The sequence below is a fragment of the Herbiconiux sp. SALV-R1 genome, assembly GCF_013113715.1.
Lineage (GTDB): Bacteria > Actinomycetota > Actinomycetes > Actinomycetales > Microbacteriaceae > Herbiconiux.
This window is the reverse complement of record NZ_CP053344.1, coordinates 1,174,704-1,194,743: the sequence shown is the minus strand read 5'-3', so window position 1 is coordinate 1,194,743 and position 20,040 is coordinate 1,174,704. Positions and strand designations below refer to the sequence as shown.

Below are 20,040 nucleotides of genomic sequence, written 5' to 3'. Positions count from 1 at the left end.
CGGTAGCACCCGGGTCAGGTCGTAGCCTTGGAGCATGGGCCGAGCATCCGGAGACCGCGGCTGGACGAACGAGCACCTCGTCTGGGACGTCATCGTCGTCGGCGCCGGCCCCGCCGGGTCGTCGGCCGCCCGTGCCGCGGCCTCGGCCGGTGCGTCGGTGCTGCTCGTCGACCGCGCACGCTTCCCGCGCTACAAGACCTGCGGGGGCGGGTTGCTCGGCGAGTCGCTCGCCCTGCTGCCGCCCGCCGCCGCGCGCACCGTCGAGTCGCGCGTGCCCGACACGCTGGTGACCCACCGCTTCGGGCGCCCCTTCCGGCTGCGCCGCCCCAGCCCGTACCTCGCCATGGTGCGCCGACAGCAGTTCGACCAGGCACTCGTCGACGCCGCCGTCGAAGCCGGCGCCCGCTTCGTCGACGGCGTCACGGTGAAGGCCATCGACCAGCCCGCCGCCGAGCCGCCCGCCGCCGGCGCCGCTGGTGGAACGGATGCTGCTGCCCACGCCGGCGACACCACCAGCGCCGATACCCGCCCCACGACGGTCACCGGCACCGACGGCCGAGCGGATGACGGGGCCAGCACGCGCGCGACCACCGCTGCCGATACGCGCGCCGCGACGCGCACACCCACCCGCACCGACGGCCGAACGGATGCTGGGGCCGGGTTGGTGACGGTGACGACGTCGCAGGGTGTCGCCTCCGCTCGGGTGGTGATCGGGGCCGACGGCACCAGTGGGAGGGTGGGGCGGCATGTCGGCGTGCGCATCGGCGACACCGATCTGGGGCTGGAAGACGAGATCGCGCTCCCCCACGATGCGACGGTGTGGCGCGATGTGGTGCGGCTCGACTGGGGTGACGCGGCGGGCAGCTACGCGTGGGTGTTCCCGAAGCGGGAGTCGTTGACGGTGGGGGTGATCCAGCGCAGGGGGTCGCCCGACGAGACGCGCGACTACCTCGCCGCCTGGCGGCGGCACCTCGGGCTCGAGCATGCCGAGGTGCTGCACTCCTCGGGTCACCTCACCCAGTGGCGCGAAGCCGGATCTCCGGTGCGCCGCGGCCGCGTGCTCGTCGCCGGCGACGCCGCAGGCCTCCTCGAACCTTGGACCCGCGAGGGCATCTCGTTCGCCCTCCGCTCCGGCACCTGGGCGGGCGAAGCCGCCGCCGCGGCGGCCGCCGCCGCGCGCGCGGAGGGTGGCGTCGAGTCGCCTGCGACGGCACCTCGAACCCTGGGCGAGGCCGCCGGCACCGCGGCCGCTGCGCGCGCGGAACGTGGCGTCGAGGCAGCTGCGACGACGCCTCGGACCTCGGGCGAGGCCGTCGGCGCTGGCGCAGCACCGGCCGAGCACTGTGCTGGCGACGTCGAGGCAGCGCTGTCGGCGTACGAGGCCAGGGTGCGGTCGGTGCTCGAGCCCGAGCAGCTCATGGGCGCCCGCCTGCTCACCGTCTTCGAACGGCACCCCGCCCTGGTGCACCTCCTCCTCCGCACCCCGCCCGGCGCCCGCTTCTTCGTGCGCTTCTGCCGCGGCGAGACGACCCTCGCCCGCCTCGGCCGCCACCGCGTGGTACGCACAGCACTCCGGATGCTCGCACGGCCGAGGAGCACCGAACTCGCCTGACCAGCATCCGGGCCCGGCGACTGCGGCAGCACGAGGCCGGGCGCCACAGAAGCAGGGCGCCGGGTCAGCGGCGGGCGAGGGTGAGGGCGGGGGCGGTGGGGGTGGTGGAGGATTCGACTTGGACGCCGACGGAGACCGTTTCGCCCGGGCTGACGAGTTCGGCCCACTGGGAGCCGGTGCAGGTGACGGTGTCGTCGGCGACGGTGCAGCTCATGCCCCAGGAGCTCACGACGGAGGTGGCGTTGGGGTCGGTCCACGAGGCGGTCCAGCCGGTCTGTCCGCCGTCGTTCTTCACCGCGAGCTCGGCGACGTAACCCGACTCCCACGTGCTCTGGAGCGTCCACGACGCAGAGAGGGCACCCGCGGTAGCCCGAGCGCCGGACCCCGCGGCTCCGACTCCGCCCCCGCCGCCGGCGTCGCCCGTCGCGCCCGGGCGCGGGGTCGCGGGCTGGCCGGTGGCAGGCGTCGCGCCGTTCGACGGTCCGGGCAGGCCCGGTCCGGCGGTGCCCCCGATCTTGCCGCCCGAGCCGGCACCACCCGCACCACCGCCGTCCGAGCCTCCGGCGCCACCCGCGCCGCCCGCACCCGCCCCCGCCCCCGGCGTCGGGGTCGCCCCAGGCGTCGCCGTCGGCCGCAGCCACGGCTGCACCGAGTCGGGTGCGCGACCGGGTACCTCGGTGGGTGTGGCGGCAGGAGCATCCGTCACCCCCACATCCGCCCCACCGTCACCGGCCACCGGCGAGTGCACGGCCACCGGCGACCCGGGCCCGAGCAACGGACCGAGCGCCGCCACCTTCTCGGCCTGCGGCGTCACCCAGTCGTCCTGCACGAGCCCGCCCGTGTCACCGGAGTTCGGGTTGAACGACCAGTAGGAGAAGCTCATTCCGTTCGCCGCGAGGTACGCCACGATGGTCTCGAACCAGGCCCGGTCGGCGTCGGTCTCGAGCTTCGAGCCGAACTCGCCGAGCAGCACGGGGGCGGTGCCGCTGGTGGCGAGGTAGCCCCAGTTCGCGTCCCAGACGCCGGGCAGGTTGGCCGGGTAGTCGGGTGAGGAGAACCAGTTCTGGGCGTAGATCGATCCGGGATAGTCGTGCGGCGAGTACACCACTCGCCCCGGCACCGAGAGCTCGACGGGCGCGTCGCCCGCGTCGGCGAGGCCCCCGCCCCACCAGGTCGAGCTGCCGTTGCCCTGCCGCTCCACACCCTCCACCACGATCAGCAGCCGAGGGTTCACCGCGAGCACCGCGTCGCCCGCCCGGGTCGCCGCCGCACGCCAGTCGACGGCGGGGTCGCCGCAGCCCCAGCACGCCCCCCCGTGCGGTTCGTTGTGCAGGTCGACACCGATCACCGCGGGCTCGTCGCGGTAGCGCTGGGCGAGTGCGGTCCAGTCGGCGATCCAGGTCTCCTCACTGAACCGATCGGTGTACCAGAGCTCCGACTGGGCCCCCGAGTCGGGCCGGTGCCGGTCGAGCAACACCGTCAGGCCGTACGACTTCGCGGTGGCGACGACCGCATCCATCAGCTCGAGCGGGGTGAGGTCGACGAGGCCCGGGTTCGCCGAGGCGTTGATCGAGGTCGTCGCCGTCTGGGCGAGGCACTCGTTCGAGAACGGCAGACGGATGCTCGTGAACCCCATCGACGCGATCTGCGCCATCCCCGCATCCAGACTGATCGACCACAACCCGTGCGGGGCGCAGTTGCTCGTCTCCATGCCGAACCACGCCACCGCCTTGATGACGTACGGCTCCCCGGACTCGGTGACGATGGTCGACCCCTCGGTGTGCAGCCAGCCCGGGATCGCGCGTGGCGCGCCGGCGGCGCCGGGCGCGGGGGTGGCGGCGGGCGCGGGGGTGGCGCCGGGCGCGGGGGCGGTGCCGGGCGCGGGGGTGGTGCCGGGTGCGGGTGTGATCGAGGGGTCGGCGGCCGGCAGGTCGGTCGGCGTCGTCGTCTCGCCCGCATCCGCCCCGCCCGAGGGGCTCGCCGTGGGCGGCGCGAGCGTGCGATCGCCCGCCACCCCGGAGTGCTTCGGCCGCGGCGTGAGCGCCACCACCCCGTCGCCGACGGAGCCGTCGCCCCCCGCAGCATCCGCCGCCGCGCCCTCGGCGGGAGCACCAACGGCCGCGGGCGCATCCGTCGCCTCGCCGTCGACGATGTCGGCGGAAGCGCCGACGGCCGCGGGCGCATCCATCGCGGCGCCTTCGATGGTGCTGGTGGGAGCACCAACGGCCGCGGGCGCATCCGTCGCGGCGCCTTCGATGGTGCCGTCACCGGGGTGATCGGCGGATGCGGGGGCATCGGTGGGGGCCCAGGCTGCCGTCGTGGCGGCTTCGCGCTGTGCGGTGAGCACGGCTGAGGTCACCGAGACGGCGGTGGCGGTGCCCACGACGGCCAGCACGAGCACGAGCGCGGCGGCGATGCTGCGGCGGCGCTCCCGCACCCCGCGCTCCATCGGCGTCCCCACGACACGTACCCCCGCTTCCCGTGCGGGCGCTCCGCCCGCACCCCCATCCTCCCCCGACCCCACCGTTCGTGCGGACAAAGTCCGTCAGAAACTCGATTCGGACGGACTTTGTCCGCAAGAAAGTGGGTGGCGGGCGCGGAGCGCTCCCCTACCCCTGCTCGGCCTCGGCCTTCGCCAGGGGCTTGGCCGTGCGGGAGGGGGTGCGGGAGGTCTTCTGCGGTGCGCGAGTGGGCGGCGTGGTGCCCGCACCCGTGTCGCCGCCGGCCGACGTGACCGCACCCGTACCCGCCACCCCGCCGTCGGCCTCAGCACCCGCCCCGAGCGTGCGCTCGAAGCCCACCGGAATCGCGAGGTCGTCGCGCCCGAGCTCGTGCACCGAGGCGTGCCCCGTGCCGAGCACGGCCGAGTCGAGCCCTCCGCGCAGGATGTCGAGCACGTTCTCCACCCCCGCCTGCCCGTTCGCGGCCAGCCCCCAGAGGTACGCCCGCCCGATCATCACGGCCCGTGCACCGAGCGCGACCGCCTTCGCCACGTCTCCCCCGCGCCGCACACCGCCGTCGAGCACGACCTCGACCTGGTCGCCCACCGCCGAGACGATCGACGGCAGCACCCGGATGGTCGCCGGCGTCGTGTCGAGGTTGTTGCCGCCGTGGTTCGACACCGAGATGGCGGTGACCCCCGCATCCACGGCCCGCCGGGCGTCGTCGACCCGGGTGATGCCCTTCAGCATGAACGGCCCGCCCCACTGCTCGCGCATCCACTGCACGTCGTCCCACGAGGGCGGCGGGGTCTGCATCCACTCGTAGTAGGCGCCGAAGAACGTGGGCGCCTCGCCCCCGGGCGGCTGCAGGTTGGGCGCGGTGAGGTCGGGAAGGCGACGCGACGCGGCGAAGCGCAGCAGCCAGGCCGGATGCGGCAGCACGTTGGGTGCGAACTTCACCATGGTCTTGAGGTCGAGCTTCTCGGGGATCGACGGGGAACCCCAGTCGCGCCCGTTCGAGAACGACCAGTCGAGCGTGGCGATGAGGCCCTTCGCCCCGGCGGCGCGCGCCCGCTCCATGCGCTGGATCATCGCCTCCCGCGTGCCCGTCCAGTACATCTGGTAGAGCGTGTTCGGGTTCGCGGCGGTGACCTCCTCGACCGGCTTCGACGCGAACGACGACAGCCCCATCGAGATGCCCCGGTTCGCGGCGGCCCGCGCCACCGCGACCTCGCCGTCGGGGTGCACCGCCTGCACGCCCGTGGGCGAGATCATCACCGGGAACGACAGGTCGAGCCCCATCACTGAGGTGGAGAGGTCGCGGCTCGCCTTGTGCCCGGCGACGTGCGGCGCGAAGCCGAGCTCGCTGAATGCGCCGATGTTGTCGTCGATCGTCGTGCCCCGCTCGGAGCCGGCGACGAGCGCCCCGTACACCGAGGAGGGAAGCTGCTTCTTGGCCCGGCGCTGAGCCTCGGCCACGGTCTCGAACCATGCGTTCGCCATCGAACTCCCACTCTCCCCCGCCGCCACGGGCGGGAACCCTGCCTATTCTAATGACACTCGGTGCCAAAAGGCACCCCCTACGAGCACCCACTCTCACTCCCGGAACACCGCACCGAGCGCCGGGGCGACGTCGTGGAAGCTCCGGATGGCCCTGAACGTACCCCTCCCGAACCGTGCGAGCTCGCGCCCCAGCTCCACGTCCTTCTCCCCGCTCGTGTCGAGCAGCACATCGAGCCGGGGTAGCCGCGCGGCGAACGGCCGCGGGTCGGGCCCGGCGTTGTGCACGCAGTCGGAGAGCAGGACGACGCGGGCGTTGCGCTCCGGCACTCCCGCGAGCTGCTCGGCCGCGATCTTCAGCGGAAAGGCGACGTTCGTGAGCCCCCGCGCCGGCAGCCGCAGCATCTCGTCGAGCAGCTCCCGCGGCCGCACCGGGTCGCCCAGCCGGTGCAGCACCGCGGCATCAGACCAGAACGCCACGACCGCGAGCGCGTCGAGCGAGAGCTCGGCGGCGAGCGCCCCGACCGTCGCCGCCGCCGTGCGCACCCGCTCACCCTTCATCGACCCCGAGACGTCGACCGCGAGCACCACCGAGCGGCGGGCGCGCACGCGCTCGCGCACGATCACGTCCTCCTCCTCGGGGAGCGGCTTCTCGGCGAGCATCTGCAGCGTGAGGTCGAGGTCGATCTCGTCGCTGCCGCCCCGGTAGGGCACGCTCGTCAGCTGACCCCACCCCCGGTCGCGAGCCCCGTCGGCCCGCGGTTTCGGCACCGAGAGCCGTGAGGCGATCTGCGCCGCCCGCTCGCGCACCAGCGCGTCGACGGGCGCGGCGTCGAGCTCCGAGGTGAGCACGAGCGCGCCCTCGTCGTCGGTGAAGCCCTCACCCGAGCCCGAGGGCCGCGGCTTCGCCGCACTCCGCCGCCCCGGCCCGGGCTGCGCCCGGAGCACGAGCCCCGACCCGCCGTTGCCCGACACCGAGAACACCGTGGGGTCTTCGTCGAGCTGCTTCGGCCGCCGCCGCAGCGGCTTCGCCCCCCGAGGGGTGTCGTCGCGCCGCCGGGTGACGGGTGAGTCGGCCTCGACGGCTCTTCACCCGGGCTCGGCCCGCGCCGGCTCCAGCACGAAGTGGTCTTCCCAGATCTCGCGCAGCACTCGCTCGGGGGTCGTCTCTGACGCCTCGTCGACGTGGATGCGCCCCGACAGCGACACCAGCATCGCGTCGAAGAAGGTGGCCGGGTAGGCGTCTTCGTCATCGACGCCCTGGCCCCTCAGCCCCAGCAGTTCGTGCGTGACGAGGGCGCAATCGATGGCACCCCGCACGCTCGACCCCTGCCGCACATCCGGGTGCTCACGTGTCGCCCGGGTGACGGCGACCGCGTCGGGGATGACGCGCGCCGCGGCCTCGGCGCCCGAGCCCGACCCGAGCCCGGTGCGCAGCGCGACGATGCCCCGCTCGGCCTCCGCATCCTGATACCCCACGACGATGCGGTTGAGCCGGTCGCTCACGCTCGTCGACAGCCGGGTCGTGCCCACGTTGTCGAACGGGTTCATCGAGGCGATCACGCGGAAGGTCGGCAGCGCCTCCACGCGCCCCACCCGCGGCACCTCGATCGACCGGTCGGCCATCGCGGTGAGGAGGGTGTTCAGGGTGTCTTCAGGCGCGCGGTTGAACTCCTCGATGTAGAGGAACCCGCCCTGGCGCATGGCCTCGACGAGCGGTCCGGCCACGAAGGTGTCGGCGCTGTAGTCCTCCCGCAGCACCCGCGCCGGGTTGTGGTGGCCGACGAGCTTGCCCGAGGTGAGGTCGGCGTTGCCCTCCACGAACACCAGCGGAATTCCCCACTCCTCGGTGATGGCCTTCAGCATCGTGGTCTTCGAGGTTCCCGGCGGGCCCTCGAGCACGAGGTCGCGCCCCGCCGAGACGGCCGCGAGGGCGAGCTCCAGCTCGCGCTCGCGGCCGACGAGATGCGCGGCGACCCGATGGCGGGTGGCCTGCAGGGTCTCGAGGGACTCGTGCGCCATCGTCATTTCACCGTGTACCCGGCGTCGATCTTGAGCTCGGTTCCGGTGACGTAGCGCGCCTCGTCGGAGGCGAGGTAGAGCACGGCGTTCGAGATGTCGATCGGCTCCACCCACGGCACGGGCAGGGCGTTCGTGGTGGCGAACACCTCAGCGGCCTCCTCACGGCTCGGATGCTCGACGTGCGGCAGGAACAGCTTGAACGTCGCCTCGTTGAGGATCATGTCGGTCGCCACCCCGGTGGGGTGCACGGTGTTGACCCGGATGCGGTGGGGCGCCAGCTCCAACGCCAGCGTGCGCATGATGCCCACCACCGCGTGCTTCGAGGCCGTGTACGCCACCACGTTCGGTGTGCCCTTGAGGCCCGCGGTGGAGGAGGTGATGACGATCGACCCGCCGGTGCCCTGCTCGATGAGGTGCGGGATGACGGCTTTCGCCGTGTGCCACACGCCCTTGGCGTTGATGTCGTTCACCATGTCCCACTCGGCGTCTTCGACGAGCTGCGACTGCTCGCCGAACGCGAAGACGCCGGCGTTGGCCGAGACGATGTCGACGTGGCCGAGCTGGGCGACCCCCTCGTCGACTGCCGCCTTCAGGGCGTCGAAGTCGCGCACATCCGCCTTCGTCGCCACGATGCGCCGGTCGAGCGCCTCGATCTGCCGCACGGTCTCCGCGAGGTCGTCCTCGGTCGCCCCGGCGTAGTACTTCTCCATGCCGGGGATCGACTCGGCGATGTCGACGGCGATGATGTCGGCGCCCTCCTCGGCCAGGCGCAGCGCGTGGCTGCGCCCCTGCCCGCGGGCCGCACCCGTGATGAACGCGACCTTGCCTTCTACTCGTCCTGCCATGGTCTCGCTCCCCTCACTTGATGGCCGCACCGGCGTCGACGGGAAGCATGACCCCCGTGACGTAGCGCGACTCGTCGGAGGCCAGCCAGAGCACCGCGTTCGAGATGTCGACGGCGTCGACCCACGGAATGGGGATGGCGTTCATCGCGATGGCGCTGTCGGCGAAGTCCTTCTGCGTCGGGTTCTCGAGGTCGGGCCGGAACAGCTTGTACGTGCCCTCGTTCTGCACCATGGGCGTGTCGACGGTGGTGGGGTGGATGCTGTTCACCCTGATGAAGTCGGGTGCCAATTCGAGCGCCAGGGTGCGCATGAGCCCGACCACTCCGTGCTTCGCCGAGACGTAGTGCGCGATGTTCGGGTAGGCGAAGATGCCGGCGTCGGAACTGGTGAGGATGATCGACCCGCCGTTGCCCCCGGCCTTGAGGTGCGGGATGGCGGCCTTCGCCGTGCGCCACACGCCGTTGAGGTTGATGTCGACCATGTCGGCCCATTCCTCGTCGGGAATGTCTTCGGCCCGGTTCGGCGACCCGGCGATGCCGGCGTTGGCCGAGACGATGTCGAGCCGCCCGAGCTGGGCGACCCCGTCGTCGAGCACCGACTTCAGCTGCTCGAAGTCGCGCACGTCGGCTTTGGCGGCGACGATGCGGCGGTCGAGCGCCTCGACCTGGCGCACGGTCTCGGCGAGGTCTTCTTCGGTGGCGGGCGGCGCGTTGTTCGCGGCGACCGGCTCGCAGATGTCGATGGCGATGATGTCGGCGCCCTCCTGGGCGAGCCGCAGCGCGTGGCTGCGCCCTTGACCTCGTGCAGCGCCCGTGATGAACGCGACCTTTCCCTCTACACGCCCCATCGCGTGCTCCCTTCGTCAGGGCCCCGGCGGGGCCGTGTGGTGCGGCCCCGGCGGGGCCGGTGAACGTGTCGGGTCTAGAACTGGGTGTTGCCGGCGTCGACCGTGAGCTCGAGGCTCGTGACGTACCTCGACTCGTCGGAGGCGAGGAAGAGCACGGCGTTCGACTGGTCGACCGGCTCCGTGATCTCGATCGGCAGCAGGTTGGCGAGCATGCCGCCGAGCTTCGGGTGCGCCTCGAGCAGCGGCCCGAACGCGCCTCCGCCGAGGGTGCCCATGGGCGTGTTGACGCCTGTCGGGTGGATGGTGTTGACGCGGATGTTGTACTCGGCGAGCTCGGTGGCGTACGCCCGCATGAGCCCCACCACGCCGTGCTTCGCGGTGACGTAGGCCGAGAGGAACGGCAGGCCCTTGATGCCCGCGGCCGAGCTGGTCATGATGATCGACCCGCCGCCGTTGTCGATGAGGTGCTGGGTGCTGAGCTGGAGGGTGTTCCAGACGCCCTTGAGGTTGGTGCCGATGGTCTGGTCCCACACCTCCTCGGAGGTGTCCTTCCAATCGGCGATCACGCAGATGCCCGCGTTCGCCACCACGATGTCGAGCTTGCCGAGCTGGGCGACGCCCTCGTCGATGGCGGCCTTCATCGCGGCCCGGTCGCGCACATCCGTCTTCGTGGCGATGATGCGGCGGTCGAGCGCCTCGACCTGGCGCACGGTCTCGGCGAGGTCTTCCTCGGTCGACGACGGGTAGTCGATGTTCGGGATGTGGTCGGCGAGGTCGACGGCGATGATGTCGGCGCCCTCCTCGGCCAGTCGCACCGCATGGCTGCGGCCCTGCCCGCGCGCGGCGCCCGTGACGAACGCGACCTTTCCTTCAACACGCCCCATTGCATGCTCCTCTCACTTCACGCGGGCCGCGTCTCGGCCCGTGGTCTTGCTGACCGCCGGCCTCAGCCCTCGGGGCGGAAACCGGCGAGCGGGTTCTCCTCGCAGGCGCTCACCGGCGGCCGGTCGGGCCGGGTGAGCGAGAGCGTGATGGGCACCGCGCGGCTCTTCTTCGTGCTGATCAGTCCGCTGCTCACCGGCTTGCCGTCGCGCCTCGGCCCGCGCACGGTGGAGTGCGAGTGGTCGCCGTCGGGCTTCGGGATGCTGTCGGCCTCCTTGCGCTTCTCGAGCGCCTCCTCGCCGAACCCGCGCACGCACTCCGGGTCGGGCCCGTCGAGCGGCAGACCGGTGAAGAACTTCGCCGCCATGCACCCGCCCTTGCAGGAGTCGAAGAAGCTGCAGGATGCGCACGCCCCACCCGACTGCGGGATGCGCAGGCGCGTGAACAGCTCGGAGTGCCGCCACACCTCCTGGAACCCGCCGGGCTCGCGCACGTTGCCGGCGAGGAACTCGTCGTGGATCGCGAACGGACAGGCGTACACGTCGCCGACCGGGTCGATGAGACACACCACCCTTCCTGCACCGCAGAGGTTGAGGCCCGGAAGTGCTTCCCCGTACGCCGAGAGGTGGAAGAAGCTGTCGCCCGTGAGCACCCCTTCGCCGTTCGCGACCAGCCAGTCGTAGAGCTCGCGCTGCTGGGCGGGCAACGGGTGCAGTTCGTCCCACACGTCGGCACCTCGACCGCTCGGCCGCAGGCGGGTGAGGCGCAGCTGGGCCCCGTAGTGGTCGGCGATGGCCTTGAATTCATCCAGCTGCGGGATGTTCTGCCTGGTGCACACCACCGAGATCTTGAACCCGGTGAACCCCGCATCCTTCATGTTCTGCATCGCGCGCATCGCGGTGGCGTGCGAGCCGGGGCCGCGCACGAAGTCGTTCACCTCGGCCGTCGCGCCGTCGAGCGAGATCTGCACGTCGACGTAGTCGCTCGCCGCGAGCTTCTGCGCGACCTCGGGCGTGATCTTCACCCCGTTGGTGGAGAACTTCACCCCCACCTTGTGGGCGGTGGCGTAGTCGACGAGCTCCCAGAAGTCGCTGCGCACCGTGGGCTCCCCGCCGCCGATGTTGACGTAGAACACCTGCATGCGCTCGAGCTCGTCGATGACGGCCTTGCACTCCTCGGTGCTGAGCTCGCGCGGGTCGCGTCGGCCCGACGACGACAGGCAGTGCACGCAGCTGAGGTTGCAGGCGTAGGTGAGCTCCCAGGTGAGGCAGATCGGCGAGTCGAGACCGTATTCGAACAGATCGACCAACCGGCCCGGTTTCGCCGGCGTGCGGGGTGCGTCGAGGAGGGTCATGGTCGCCTTTCGATCACCATCTGCGACACGGCGAGCGTGCCGAGGGCTGACTGGTAGCGGGGCATGTCGGCGTCGCCGATGCCCGCGCGGGAGAACGCGTCGCGCAGCGACGCCGAGCCGGCGAGCTCTTCGACCGCGGCCAGGAGGGCCCGGTCTTTGAGGAACGAGAGCTTGCGCGTGCCGAAGTGGTAGAGCAGGGCCCCGAAGGGCTCAGGGCGCACCGACACCTGCGGATGCAGGTCCCACGCGCTGTCGAGGTGCGGCGTGGTCATGGCCGTCGGCCTAGTAGACGCCGCACATTCCGTCGATCGAGACCTCTTCGACGAGGGAGTCCTCGACGAGCGACACGTCGTCGTTCACGGTCTCGGTGCTGGCCACATCACGGTCACTCATGGGATTCTCCTCATGGTCGTATTCGTCTTCTTCGTCGAATCGCGGCGATGAAGACGATACTAATGACACCGAGTGCCGAATGGAAGGGGCAGACGTGACCGACGCGTCGGAGACGCCCACCACCACCGTCGTCGTGCGGGTGGGCAGACAACCCTCGACCACCCGTGCCGAGCTCAGCCACATCGCCCTCCAGCTCTTCCTCGAGAACGGCTTCGACGCCACCACCATCGACCAGATCGCGGCGCGGGCGGGCATCGGGCGGCGCACCGTGTTCCGCTACTTCCCCTCGAAGAACGACCTGCCGTGGGGTGACTTCGACCTCCTGCTCGACCGCATGCGCGAGCACCTGGCGAGCATGCCGGCCGAGCTCCCCGTGGTCGACGCCCTGCACGCCGCCGTGGTGGAGTTCAACCGCTTCCCGGCCGAGGAGGTGCCCTACCACCGGCAGCGCATGGATCTGCTGCTCAACGTGCCGACCCTGGTCGCCCACTCGACCCTCCGCTACGCGGCCTGGCGGGCCGTGATCGCCTCCTTCGTCGCCACGCGGTCGGGCGAGCCGGAGGAGTCGCTGCGCCCGCAGGCGATCGCCTGGTCGTACCTCGCGGTCTCCCTCTCGGCCTACGAGCAGTGGCTGAGGAACGACGACGCCGACCTCGTGCAGCTGCTGCACGAGGCGGTGGCGACGCTGGCCTCGACCTTCGACTCCACCCGCGGCGACGGGTAGCCGGCCGTGACCGCGCCGGGCGACGAGGTCTGGGACGTCGTGGTGGTCGGGGCGGGAGCCGCCGGCTGCGCCCTCGCCGCGCGGCTCAGCGAAGACCCGTGGCGCCGCGTGCTCGTGCTCGAGGCCGGGCCGTTCCCCTCCTCGGCGGCGGCCTTCCCCGCCGACGCCCTCGACGCGGCGACGATCGCGGGGGCGGGCGTCGGGCATCCGCTCAACTGGGCCCATGATGCGACGCTGCGGGAGGGGCGGCCCTACTCTCTCGCCCGTGGACGGGTGGCCGGCGGATCGACCACGATCAACGGCGGCTACTTCGTGCGGCCCCGCCGGGCCGACCACGAGGTGTGGGCGGGGCTCGGCGGCCGCGAGTGGAGCCGGGAGGCCTGCCTCCCCGCGCTCGAGCGGCTGGAAACGGATGCGCAGTACGGCACGGATGCGCTGCACGGCTCCTCGGGGCCCATGCCCGTCACGCGCGCACCGATCGGCCCCGACGGCTCGGGCGGCACCGCGGGGGCGGCGGCCTTCGTGCGCTCCGCGCGGGCGGCTGGGCTGCCGTTCGAGGCCGATAAGAACAGCGAGCAGCCGATCGGTGTCGGCCCGCTGCCCATGAACCTGCGCGACGGCGAGCGCTGGAACGCGGCGCTGGCCTACCTGCTCCCGCCCGTCGGCGTGGCGGCCGGACGGCCGAACCTCGAGCTGCGCGGCGAGACGACCGTGCGGCGGGTCGTGCTGCGTCGCGAAGGCTCCAGGGCGGGCACCCCGAGGGCGGTCGGGGTCGAGGTCGTGCGCGACGGCGTCGTGTCGACGGTGCGCGCCCGCGAGGTGGTGCTCGCGGCCGGCGCGCTCGCCACTCCCGTGCTGCTGCTGCGCTCGGGCGTCGGCCCGCGCGACGAGCTCGTCGCCGCCGGCGTCTCCTGCGAGGTCGACTCGCCGCGGGTGGGGCGGGGGCTGAGCGACCACCCGCAGGTGCAGGTGACGTGGCTCGACGGGTCGCGGCCGCCCCAGCAGCGGGTGCCGAGCATGGAGGTGGTGGTGAACACCGCGGTCGGGGAGGCGGGCGACGAGGTCGAGGTGCTCCCGCTCACGCGACCGATGTCCGAGCTGCTCGCGGGCCCGGGTGCGGATGCGGGCTCGGGCACCGGCTCGGGTGCTGCATCGACAGCACCCGGCACGCCGCGACGGCTGACCGCGCTGGTGGCGCTGCAGACCTCGAGGTCGCGGGGCCGCATCCGTCTCGTGGCGGGCACCGGCGAACCCGAGCCGCGCATCGACCTCGGCTACCTCGACGACGCCCGTGATCGTGCGGCCCTGCGCGCCGGGGTGCGGCTCACCGCGGGGCTGCTTTGCTCCCCCGCCTTCGACGGCGTCGTCTCCGAGGTGCTGCCCGACGAGGCGGTGGTGGGCGACGACGAACTGCTCGACGCCTGGATCCTCGACCATCTCGGCACGGCACTGCACAGCTGCGGAACCGCGGCATTCGGCGGGCCGTCGGCGGTGACCGACGGGGTCGGTCGGGTGAACGGGGTCGACGGGCTGCGCATCGCCGACCTCTCGATCGTGCCCACTGCCCCGCGCCGCGGCCCGGCCCTCACGGCGGTTCTCGTGGGCGAGCGGGTGTCGGACTTCATGCGCTCCGGCCGCTGACCGGCACCCACCGCCCAGCCTGCGGTGCCAGACTGACGGCATGAAAGACCAGCAGCACGCTCGCGTCTTCGGCACCGAGGCCGCGGCCTACGAGCTCGGACGGCCCGGGTACCCCGACGACGCCGTGGAGTGGATCCTCTCCCACGTCGACACCGACGAGGGGGCGCTCCCCGACGTGATCGATCTGGGGGCCGGCACCGGCAAGCTCACCGCCTCGTTCGTCGGCCGTGCCGCATCCGTCACCGCCGTCGAGCCCGACGCCGCCATGCTCGACACGCTCGCGGCGCGACTGCCGGGCGTAATCGCGCTCGAGGGATCGGCGGAGGCCGTTCCGGTCGGCGCCGCCTCGGCCGATCTGGTGACGATGGCCCAGGCCTGGCACTGGGTCGACCCGGCCGCGGCGAGTTCGGAGGTGGCCCGCGTGCTGCGACCGGGCGGCGTGCTCGCGCTGCTGTGGAACGTGCGCGACGAGGACACCGAGTGGGTGGCGGCGCTCAGCCGTACCATCGGCTCGTCGATCGCCGAGGAGTTCGACACCGTGCGCCCACCTCTGGCCGCCCCGCTCCGCCGCGACGCCTACGCCGAGTTCTCGTGGGTGAACCGGCTCGACCGCGACCAGCTCGTCGCCATGGTCAGCTCGCGCAGCTACGTCATCGCGCTCGCTCCGGGCGACCGGGCGACGCTGCTGGCCTCGCTCGACGAGCTCCTCGACACCCATCCGCAGCTGGCGGGCCGCGAGAGCTACGAGCTCCCCTACGTGACGAGGGTCACGCTGGCCAGGGTCTGAGCGGCGAGCGCGAGCGATACCCTGTGTCCATGCCCGACACGCTGACGGAGGCCGATCGCTCGGTGCGCCACGCCCCGCGACGACGCCGAAGATTCTCCGTCAACGCCGTGCTCGACAACGTGTTCTTCGTGGTCGCCGGTGCGGCCTCGGTGTGGCTGGCCTACCTCGTGCTCACCGAGGGCTTCGCCTCGGGCTGGGCGCAGATCTGGTTCTACCTGCTGTTCTGGGTGCTCGTGGCGTACATCGCCCTGCCGCGCCTGCACCGCATCCTCACCAACATCTACGTTCCGAACTACTTCATCGGGCGCACCCGCACGAGCGACGGCCTGCTCGGCGACCCGGTGAACCTCGGGCTCCTCGGCAGCGAGGAGCAGCTGCACACGGCGATGCTCGCCGCGGGATGGACGAGGGCCGACGACCTGTCGCTCCGCAGCGGTTGGCGCATCGTCACGTCGACGCTGCTGCGGCGCAGCTACGACGAGGCCCCGGTGAGCCCGCTCATGCTGTTCGGCCGCAACCAGGACTTCGCCTACCAGCAGGAGGTGAAGGGCAACCCGGCCAAGCGCCACCACGTGCGCTTCTGGCGCTGCCCCGAGGGCTGGCTGCTGCCGGGCGGCCACCAGACCGACTGGCTGGCGGCGGGCACCTACGACCGAGCGGTGGGCTTCTCGCTGTTCACGCTGCAGATCACGCACAAGATCGACGAGAACACCGACGTCGAGCGCGACCACATCGTGCAGACGGTGCAGGCCGCCGACGCCGCGGTGGGTGTGCGGGTTCTGAAGGACTTCGCCACCGGCTACCACTCGCGCAACGGCGGCGGCGACGCGATCGTCACCGACGGCGACCTGCCGGTGATCGACCTGCGGCGGGTGACGCCGTCGGCGGCGGGCCGCGCCGAGGTGAGCGTCGTCGTCCCCACCCCGCACCACGACGTGGCGGGCATCGAGCCGCGGGCGTCGAAGGTGGTGCGCCGGCCCGGCCCCACGGTCTTCGGCGGCGTGGTCGTGCTGCTGCGGGCCTTCGTGCCCGTCCTCCTCGTCGCCGCCGTGCTGCTCGACTGGACGGCGGTGCGCGACGCCATCCAGCTCGACACCGGCTCCGAGCTGCCGGCGGAGGTCGATCGCGACCTCACCCTGTGGATCCTCGTCGCGGGCGCGATCGCCTTCGGCATCGCGGAGTTCCTGTTCGGACTCTTCGTGTTCCTCGGCAGCAACGTTGCGCGCATCCTGGTCATGACGTTCAGCGCGATCAACATCGTCATCGTCGCGATCGACCACCTCGACGGCCGGGTGCAGATCACTCTCGGAACGAACCTCATCGGGCTCTCGCTCGACATCCTCATCCTCATCGCGCTGTCGAGCAGCCGGGCGAGGGACTACGCCAGACGGCCCCGCGAGAAGCGGCGCGGACGGGCCGCGCGCGACGCGGCAGCCGCCGCAGGCGCGAGGGAACCCGTCACGCAGCGATCATCGAGAGACTGACTCCGGCGACCGAAAGGGCCATGACGGCGCTCGCGAGGGCGACGTTCGAGAGCAGCGTCTCGGTGAGGCGGGAGTGCCGCGCGCCCTGCTCGGCGACGGCCATGGCCTGCGCGAGGTCGCTGTAGCTGCCGAGCCGGCGCCCGGTCGGGCCGGCGACGACGAAATGACCTTGCGTGTACTCGATCATCCCGGCGTACTCCCCACGGCGGGAGCCCACCCAGAGCTTCGCCTCGGGGCTCGCCCACGTCACCTCGGCGACGGAGGTCGCCTCGGGGGTGACGGGTGACACAGCGGCGTGCGACCGCGCTGCCCGGATGTCGGTGACGAGAGCCATCGTTGCTCCACTTCTCCACTTCGTCTGACTGATTATTAGACAGACTAGCGACAAGTTCACCGAACTAAAGGGGCTTGCGCGGCGAGTCGACCTAGGGTAGGCGCTCGAGGCGAGTCACACCTCAGGCGTCGGCGGGCACCTTGACGGTGAGGGAGCCCGCGTCGACCCAGGTCTTGAGCGCCACGGCCTTGCCGAACCCGTCGCCGTCGAGCTCGATCTCCTCAGGGCGCTGCAGTCGCAGCGTCAGCGACGACCCCTTGAGGTAGTTGAGCGCCCGCACCTCCTTGGTCAGGCCCATGAGCTTGCGGCCCACGGTGTTGCGGCGCAGCACGCCGTTCTCCCAGAACACCTTCACCATGATCTGCACCCACCCGATGAAGCCCTCGGGCCGGAGCACCACGATGTCGAACTGCCCGTCGTCGACAGCGGCGTCGGGAAGAAGCAGGATGTTCGCGGGCAACGACCCGCAGTTGCCGATCATGATGGTGTGCGCCCGCACGCTGCGGTTGCCCTTGCCGTCGAGGTTGTACCGGATGCGCAGCTGGTTCTTGTCGCGCAGCACCTGCGCGATCGCCTTCACGTAGGCCAGCCAGCCCACCCGGGCCTTCAGCTCGTCGTCGGTGGCGGCGAGCATCTTCGCGTCGAGACCGAGGCCCGCCATGACGAGGTAGGCGTGCTCCGACACAGAGTCGTCTTCGTGACGGATGCGGATGACCCCGAGGTCGATCGAACGATCATCGCCCCGGAACGCGGTCTCGAGCGAGTTGGCGGTGTCGTCGAGGGTGAGGTCGAGGTTGCGTGCCAGGAGGTTGCCCGTGCCGGAGGGCAGCAGCGCGAGCGGCACACCCGAGCCGCGTAGCACCTCGGCCACGGAGCGGACCGTGCCGTCTCCCCCGGCGGCGATCACAAGGTCGACCTTCTCGGCGAGCGCCTTCTTCGCCTGGCCGGGGCCCGGGTCGTCTTCGGTGGTCTCGAGCCAGAGCGTCTCGCCCCAGCCTGCCGTCGCCTCCTCGGCCGACACGGCCTCGCGGAGGGCCTCGAGATCGACTTTCACGGGGTTGTACACGAGCGCAGCGCGCGGCGGGGTCGTCATGTCGCCGACCGTACCAGGAGTGGCGCTCGCACGGACGGGGTCAGAGCTCGGGGAAGCCCTCGCCGAACAGCGCCCGCAGGTAGACGGTGGTGGTGGCGGCGTCTCCGTCGAGATAGGCGTTGATCGCGCCCCGCGAGCTCGAGGCCGCGCGCTCCACCGGGTAGCCCGCCTCGATCGCCCCCGCGAGCCGCGGCGCCGCGCGCACCGGCTGCACCAGCGACGGGCTCGACGGGTCGGGCACCGCCACCAGTCCGGCGTCGGCGAGCGCCTCCCACACCCAGCACAGATCCCAGAGCCGGTTGAAGGAGGGCTGCTGCAGCGCTTGACGGAGGGCGACCGTCTCGAGGTAGTACGACGAGACGGGAACTCCGAGCCGGTGCTTCCAGGCCAGCAGCAGCCGCACCAGCTCGCGCACCGACCCGTCGTCGTCTATGCGCGACAGCAGCACCCCACGGGCGGCGGGCCGGCACAGCACCCAGTGCCGCGCCGCGTCGACGACCCAGACGCCAGCGGCGGTGGCGCCCGGCGCATCCGGCCCCCCGCCGGCCGCGTGCTCGTAAGCCGGGAGCAGACGGATGCCCGCAGCACCCGCCCCCGCATCGCCCGGCACCACGAGCGAGTCGCCCTGCACCTCGGCCGTCGAGGCCGCGGCGGGGTCGAGCCCGGCGAGCATCGCCTCGAGCGCCTTCGCCGGCGAGCGCGGCCGCGACCCGCGCAGCACCACGATCGCATCGAAGAGGCTGGCGCCGGCCACCGCGGTGCCGTGCGCGAACGACCCGGCGTCGAGGGCGGTGAGCGCGAGACCGCCGGCGACGAGCGGCGCCACCAGCTCGCGGGCGGAGGCGGCCGCTGCGGCCACCTCGCGCTCCGACGGGCGCAGGCTCGCGGCGAAACCCGCGAGAGCATCGGCGACCTCATCGACCACGGCGTCCTCCTGCCACGAATGTACCCCTCACCCGCGGCCCGCCGACAGGTGCTAGCGGGAGCGGCGGCGGGCGGGGCGGCGGCGGCCCTCGGCGAGCTCGTAGAGGTCGAGCTCCTGCAGCAGCCGCATGCGCTCGACGCGGTCGCGCGCGTAGTCGGCGTCGAGCACGAGCCCCTCGACCCGACGGGTGTCGTCGAGGCGGGCGGTGACCTCGCGCGAGATCTCGTCCCACGCGCGGCTGCGTGCCTCTTCCACCACCTCCGCGACGATGTCGGGCTCGAGCGCATCGCTGCGCAACCGTCTGGCGACCTCGGAGTAGACGGCGCGGCGGGCCACCAGCAGCTCGACGTCGCGCGACTTGTAGTCGTGCTCGTGGCGGGCGACGCCGGGGTCGCTCATCACCTGCTGGATGAGCTCGCTCGCGTGCTCGGCGTTCAGCTCCTGCTCCTCGGCGAGCTCGGCCGCCACCTCGGAGTAGGCGCGCGCCGCCTCGTCGCGGTCGAACGACTCGTCGTCGCGGAGCGCCGAGACGATGAGCCGGTTCTTCAGGGCGAGCACCGCCGAGAAGCGCGCGATGAGCAGCCCGTCGGCGATGGCGGCGTCGATCTCCTCGCGCGGCACGGGCGGTGGGGTGGCGATGGGTTTGCCGGTGGCGATCCACCGCGGACCACCTCCACGCTTCCGCGCCATCACACCCACCTTTCCTCCCCCTCAGGATAATCGTCCCCGGCACGACGAACGGGTTTAGTACCATCCGGTAAGACATCGCGAGGGAGGCATGCCCGTGGGAACGCTCATCTACGGCCCGCACGGTTCGGAGTTCGAGTTCGACGACAGGCTGCTCGCCCATCTCAGGGTCGTGATCGTCACGAAGTTCCGTCGTCGCGAGTCGTTCACGCTCTCCTGGGAGCTCCACCGCGACAGCGGAGGGGGGCGCATCTCGCTCTGGCTCGACCCGTCGATCCCGCTGCAGTTCCACTTCCGCGGCAGCCGCGAACCCACCCTCAACCGCGAGTGGATCGAGCACCTGGCCACCATCGCGGGAACCACGACGGGGCTCGTGCCGCTCGACGAACCGAAGTAGCCCGCGCACTCCTCGGTGAGCTGACAGGCAGATAACTTTCGCATTGCGAAAAGTTTCGCGGTGTGCAAGAAT

20 protein-coding genes are annotated in these 20,040 nt (G+C 72.0%); 6 read left to right on the top strand and 14 right to left on the bottom strand.

Going from position 1 to position 20,040, the window contains the following annotated elements; all coding sequences use genetic code 11:
• The first annotated feature begins 34 nt into the window (after positions 1 to 34).
• The gene (locus HL652_RS21665; RefSeq protein WP_171704421.1) at positions 35 to 1,612 is read left to right on the top strand and encodes an FAD-dependent monooxygenase; all 1,578 of its coding nucleotides are present in this window, start codon (positions 35 to 37) and stop codon (positions 1,610 to 1,612) included.
• Positions 1,613 to 1,676: 64 nt separating this feature from the next.
• Here the strand turns inward: HL652_RS21665 and HL652_RS05860 are convergent, their stop codons facing one another.
• The 10 genes from HL652_RS05860 to mftA all read right to left on the bottom strand — a co-directional run bounded on the left by HL652_RS05860 (position 1,677) and on the right by mftA (position 11,896).
• Positions 1,677 to 4,073 (bottom strand): cellulase family glycosylhydrolase, encoded by a 2,397-nt coding sequence (locus HL652_RS05860; RefSeq protein ID WP_171704420.1) that lies wholly within the window; start codon positions 4,071 to 4,073, stop codon positions 1,677 to 1,679.
• Positions 4,074 to 4,221: 148 nt separating this feature from the next.
• The gene (mftD, locus tag HL652_RS05855) at positions 4,222 to 5,556 is read right to left on the bottom strand and encodes a pre-mycofactocin synthase MftD (protein WP_171704419.1); all 1,335 of its coding nucleotides are present in this window, start codon (positions 5,554 to 5,556) and stop codon (positions 4,222 to 4,224) included.
• A 93-nt stretch (positions 5,557 to 5,649) separates the two neighbouring features.
• Positions 5,650 to 6,537: a vWA domain-containing protein gene (locus HL652_RS05850; RefSeq protein ID WP_216604020.1), complete on the bottom strand. Its 888-nt coding sequence runs from the start codon at positions 6,535 to 6,537 to the stop codon at positions 5,650 to 5,652.
• A gap of 105 nt (positions 6,538 to 6,642) precedes the next feature.
• Entirely contained in the window at positions 6,643 to 7,575 is a 933-nt protein-coding gene (locus tag HL652_RS05845) for an AAA family ATPase (protein WP_216604019.1), read from the bottom strand.
• Between the two features lie 2 nt (positions 7,576 to 7,577).
• A complete protein-coding gene (locus HL652_RS05840) occupies positions 7,578 to 8,420 on the bottom strand; it encodes a mycofactocin-coupled SDR family oxidoreductase (protein ID WP_171704417.1) in 843 nt (280 codons plus the stop codon).
• A 13-nt stretch (positions 8,421 to 8,433) separates the two neighbouring features.
• Entirely contained in the window at positions 8,434 to 9,267 is an 834-nt protein-coding gene (locus HL652_RS05835; protein WP_171704416.1) for a mycofactocin-coupled SDR family oxidoreductase, read from the bottom strand.
• Between the two features lie 74 nt (positions 9,268 to 9,341).
• Positions 9,342 to 10,151 (bottom strand): mycofactocin-coupled SDR family oxidoreductase, encoded by an 810-nt coding sequence (locus HL652_RS05830; RefSeq protein WP_171704415.1) that lies wholly within the window; start codon positions 10,149 to 10,151, stop codon positions 9,342 to 9,344.
• A 62-nt stretch (positions 10,152 to 10,213) separates the two neighbouring features.
• The gene (gene mftC, locus HL652_RS05825) at positions 10,214 to 11,503 is read right to left on the bottom strand and encodes a mycofactocin radical SAM maturase (protein WP_171704414.1); all 1,290 of its coding nucleotides are present in this window, start codon (positions 11,501 to 11,503) and stop codon (positions 10,214 to 10,216) included.
• Positions 11,500 to 11,775: a mycofactocin biosynthesis chaperone MftB gene (gene mftB / locus HL652_RS05820; protein WP_171704413.1), complete on the bottom strand. Its 276-nt coding sequence runs from the start codon at positions 11,773 to 11,775 to the stop codon at positions 11,500 to 11,502. The genes mftC and mftB overlap by 4 nt, the downstream gene beginning before the upstream one ends.
• Positions 11,776 to 11,785: 10 nt before the next feature.
• Positions 11,786 to 11,896, bottom strand: coding sequence for a mycofactocin precursor MftA (mftA, locus tag HL652_RS05815; RefSeq protein WP_171704412.1), 111 nt, complete (start codon positions 11,894 to 11,896; stop codon positions 11,786 to 11,788).
• A gap of 94 nt (positions 11,897 to 11,990) precedes the next feature.
• Here mftA and mftR point away from each other — a divergent pair, with 94 nt between their 5' ends.
• Genes mftR through HL652_RS05795 form a run of 4 tightly spaced genes read left to right on the top strand, consistent with a single transcriptional unit; the run spans position 11,991 to position 16,532 of the window.
• On the top strand, positions 11,991 to 12,620 hold the full coding sequence (gene mftR / locus HL652_RS05810; protein ID WP_253743668.1) for a mycofactocin system transcriptional regulator: 630 nt from the start codon (positions 11,991 to 11,993) through the stop codon (positions 12,618 to 12,620).
• Positions 12,621 to 12,626: 6 nt separating this feature from the next.
• Positions 12,627 to 14,261 (top strand): GMC family oxidoreductase, encoded by a 1,635-nt coding sequence (locus HL652_RS05805; RefSeq protein WP_171704410.1) that lies wholly within the window; start codon positions 12,627 to 12,629, stop codon positions 14,259 to 14,261.
• A 40-nt stretch (positions 14,262 to 14,301) separates the two neighbouring features.
• A complete protein-coding gene (locus HL652_RS05800) occupies positions 14,302 to 15,048 on the top strand; it encodes a class I SAM-dependent methyltransferase (RefSeq protein WP_171704409.1) in 747 nt (248 codons plus the stop codon).
• Positions 15,049 to 15,077: 29 nt separating this feature from the next.
• Positions 15,078 to 16,532: an LssY C-terminal domain-containing protein gene (locus HL652_RS05795; RefSeq protein ID WP_171704408.1), complete on the top strand. Its 1,455-nt coding sequence runs from the start codon at positions 15,078 to 15,080 to the stop codon at positions 16,530 to 16,532.
• Here HL652_RS05795 and HL652_RS05790 read toward each other — a convergent pair.
• The 4 genes from HL652_RS05790 to HL652_RS05775 all read right to left on the bottom strand — a co-directional run bounded on the left by HL652_RS05790 (position 16,507) and on the right by HL652_RS05775 (position 19,574).
• On the bottom strand, positions 16,507 to 16,866 hold the full coding sequence (locus HL652_RS05790) for a hypothetical protein (RefSeq protein WP_171704407.1): 360 nt from the start codon (positions 16,864 to 16,866) through the stop codon (positions 16,507 to 16,509). The two genes, HL652_RS05795 and HL652_RS05790, sit on opposite strands and share 26 nt — an antisense overlap.
• A 121-nt stretch (positions 16,867 to 16,987) precedes the next feature.
• Positions 16,988 to 17,959: a diacylglycerol/lipid kinase family protein gene (locus tag HL652_RS05785; RefSeq protein WP_171704406.1), complete on the bottom strand. Its 972-nt coding sequence runs from the start codon at positions 17,957 to 17,959 to the stop codon at positions 16,988 to 16,990.
• A gap of 40 nt (positions 17,960 to 17,999) precedes the next feature.
• Positions 18,000 to 18,884: a hypothetical protein gene (locus HL652_RS05780; protein WP_171704405.1), complete on the bottom strand. Its 885-nt coding sequence runs from the start codon at positions 18,882 to 18,884 to the stop codon at positions 18,000 to 18,002.
• A 51-nt stretch (positions 18,885 to 18,935) separates the two neighbouring features.
• Entirely contained in the window at positions 18,936 to 19,574 is a 639-nt protein-coding gene (locus HL652_RS05775; RefSeq protein ID WP_171704404.1) for a hypothetical protein, read from the bottom strand.
• A gap of 88 nt (positions 19,575 to 19,662) precedes the next feature.
• On the opposite strand from HL652_RS05775, the gene HL652_RS05770 reads away from it, so the two are divergent.
• Positions 19,663 to 19,968 (top strand): DUF7882 family protein, encoded by a 306-nt coding sequence (locus tag HL652_RS05770; RefSeq protein WP_171704403.1) that lies wholly within the window; start codon positions 19,663 to 19,665, stop codon positions 19,966 to 19,968.
• Positions 19,969 to 20,040 lie beyond the last annotated feature (72 nt).

What these genes read in the sequence shown, in the direction of transcription:
- HL652_RS21665 (WP_171704421.1), top strand. Translation starts at nt 35, where the DNA reads ATGGGCCGAGCATCCGGAGACCGCGGCTGGACGAACGAGCACCTCGTC.
- mftD (WP_171704419.1), bottom strand. Translation starts at nt 5,556, where the DNA reads ATGGCGAACGCATGGTTCGAGACCGTGGCCGAGGCTCAGCGCCGGGCC.
- HL652_RS05845 (WP_216604019.1), bottom strand. Translation starts at nt 7,575, where the DNA reads ATGGCGCACGAGTCCCTCGAGACCCTGCAGGCCACCCGCCATCGGGTC.
- HL652_RS05840 (WP_171704417.1), bottom strand. Translation starts at nt 8,420, where the DNA reads ATGGCAGGACGAGTAGAAGGCAAGGTCGCGTTCATCACGGGTGCGGCC.
- HL652_RS05835 (WP_171704416.1), bottom strand. Translation starts at nt 9,267, where the DNA reads ATGGGGCGTGTAGAGGGAAAGGTCGCGTTCATCACGGGCGCTGCACGA.
- HL652_RS05830 (WP_171704415.1), bottom strand. Translation starts at nt 10,151, where the DNA reads ATGGGGCGTGTTGAAGGAAAGGTCGCGTTCGTCACGGGCGCCGCGCGC.
- mftC (WP_171704414.1), bottom strand. Translation starts at nt 11,503, where the DNA reads ATGACCCTCCTCGACGCACCCCGCACGCCGGCGAAACCGGGCCGGTTG.
- mftB (WP_171704413.1), bottom strand. Translation starts at nt 11,775, where the DNA reads ATGACCACGCCGCACCTCGACAGCGCGTGGGACCTGCATCCGCAGGTG.
- mftA (WP_171704412.1), bottom strand. Translation starts at nt 11,896, where the DNA reads ATGAGTGACCGTGATGTGGCCAGCACCGAGACCGTGAACGACGACGTG.
- HL652_RS05800 (WP_171704409.1), top strand. Translation starts at nt 14,302, where the DNA reads ATGAAAGACCAGCAGCACGCTCGCGTCTTCGGCACCGAGGCCGCGGCC.
- HL652_RS05795 (WP_171704408.1), top strand. Translation starts at nt 15,078, where the DNA reads ATGCCCGACACGCTGACGGAGGCCGATCGCTCGGTGCGCCACGCCCCG.
- HL652_RS05790 (WP_171704407.1), bottom strand. Translation starts at nt 16,866, where the DNA reads ATGGCTCTCGTCACCGACATCCGGGCAGCGCGGTCGCACGCCGCTGTG.
- HL652_RS05785 (WP_171704406.1), bottom strand. Translation starts at nt 17,959, where the DNA reads ATGACGACCCCGCCGCGCGCTGCGCTCGTGTACAACCCCGTGAAAGTC.
- HL652_RS05775 (WP_171704404.1), bottom strand. Translation starts at nt 19,574, where the DNA reads ATGGCGCGGAAGCGTGGAGGTGGTCCGCGGTGGATCGCCACCGGCAAA.
- HL652_RS05770 (WP_171704403.1), top strand. Translation starts at nt 19,663, where the DNA reads ATGCCCGTGGGAACGCTCATCTACGGCCCGCACGGTTCGGAGTTCGAG.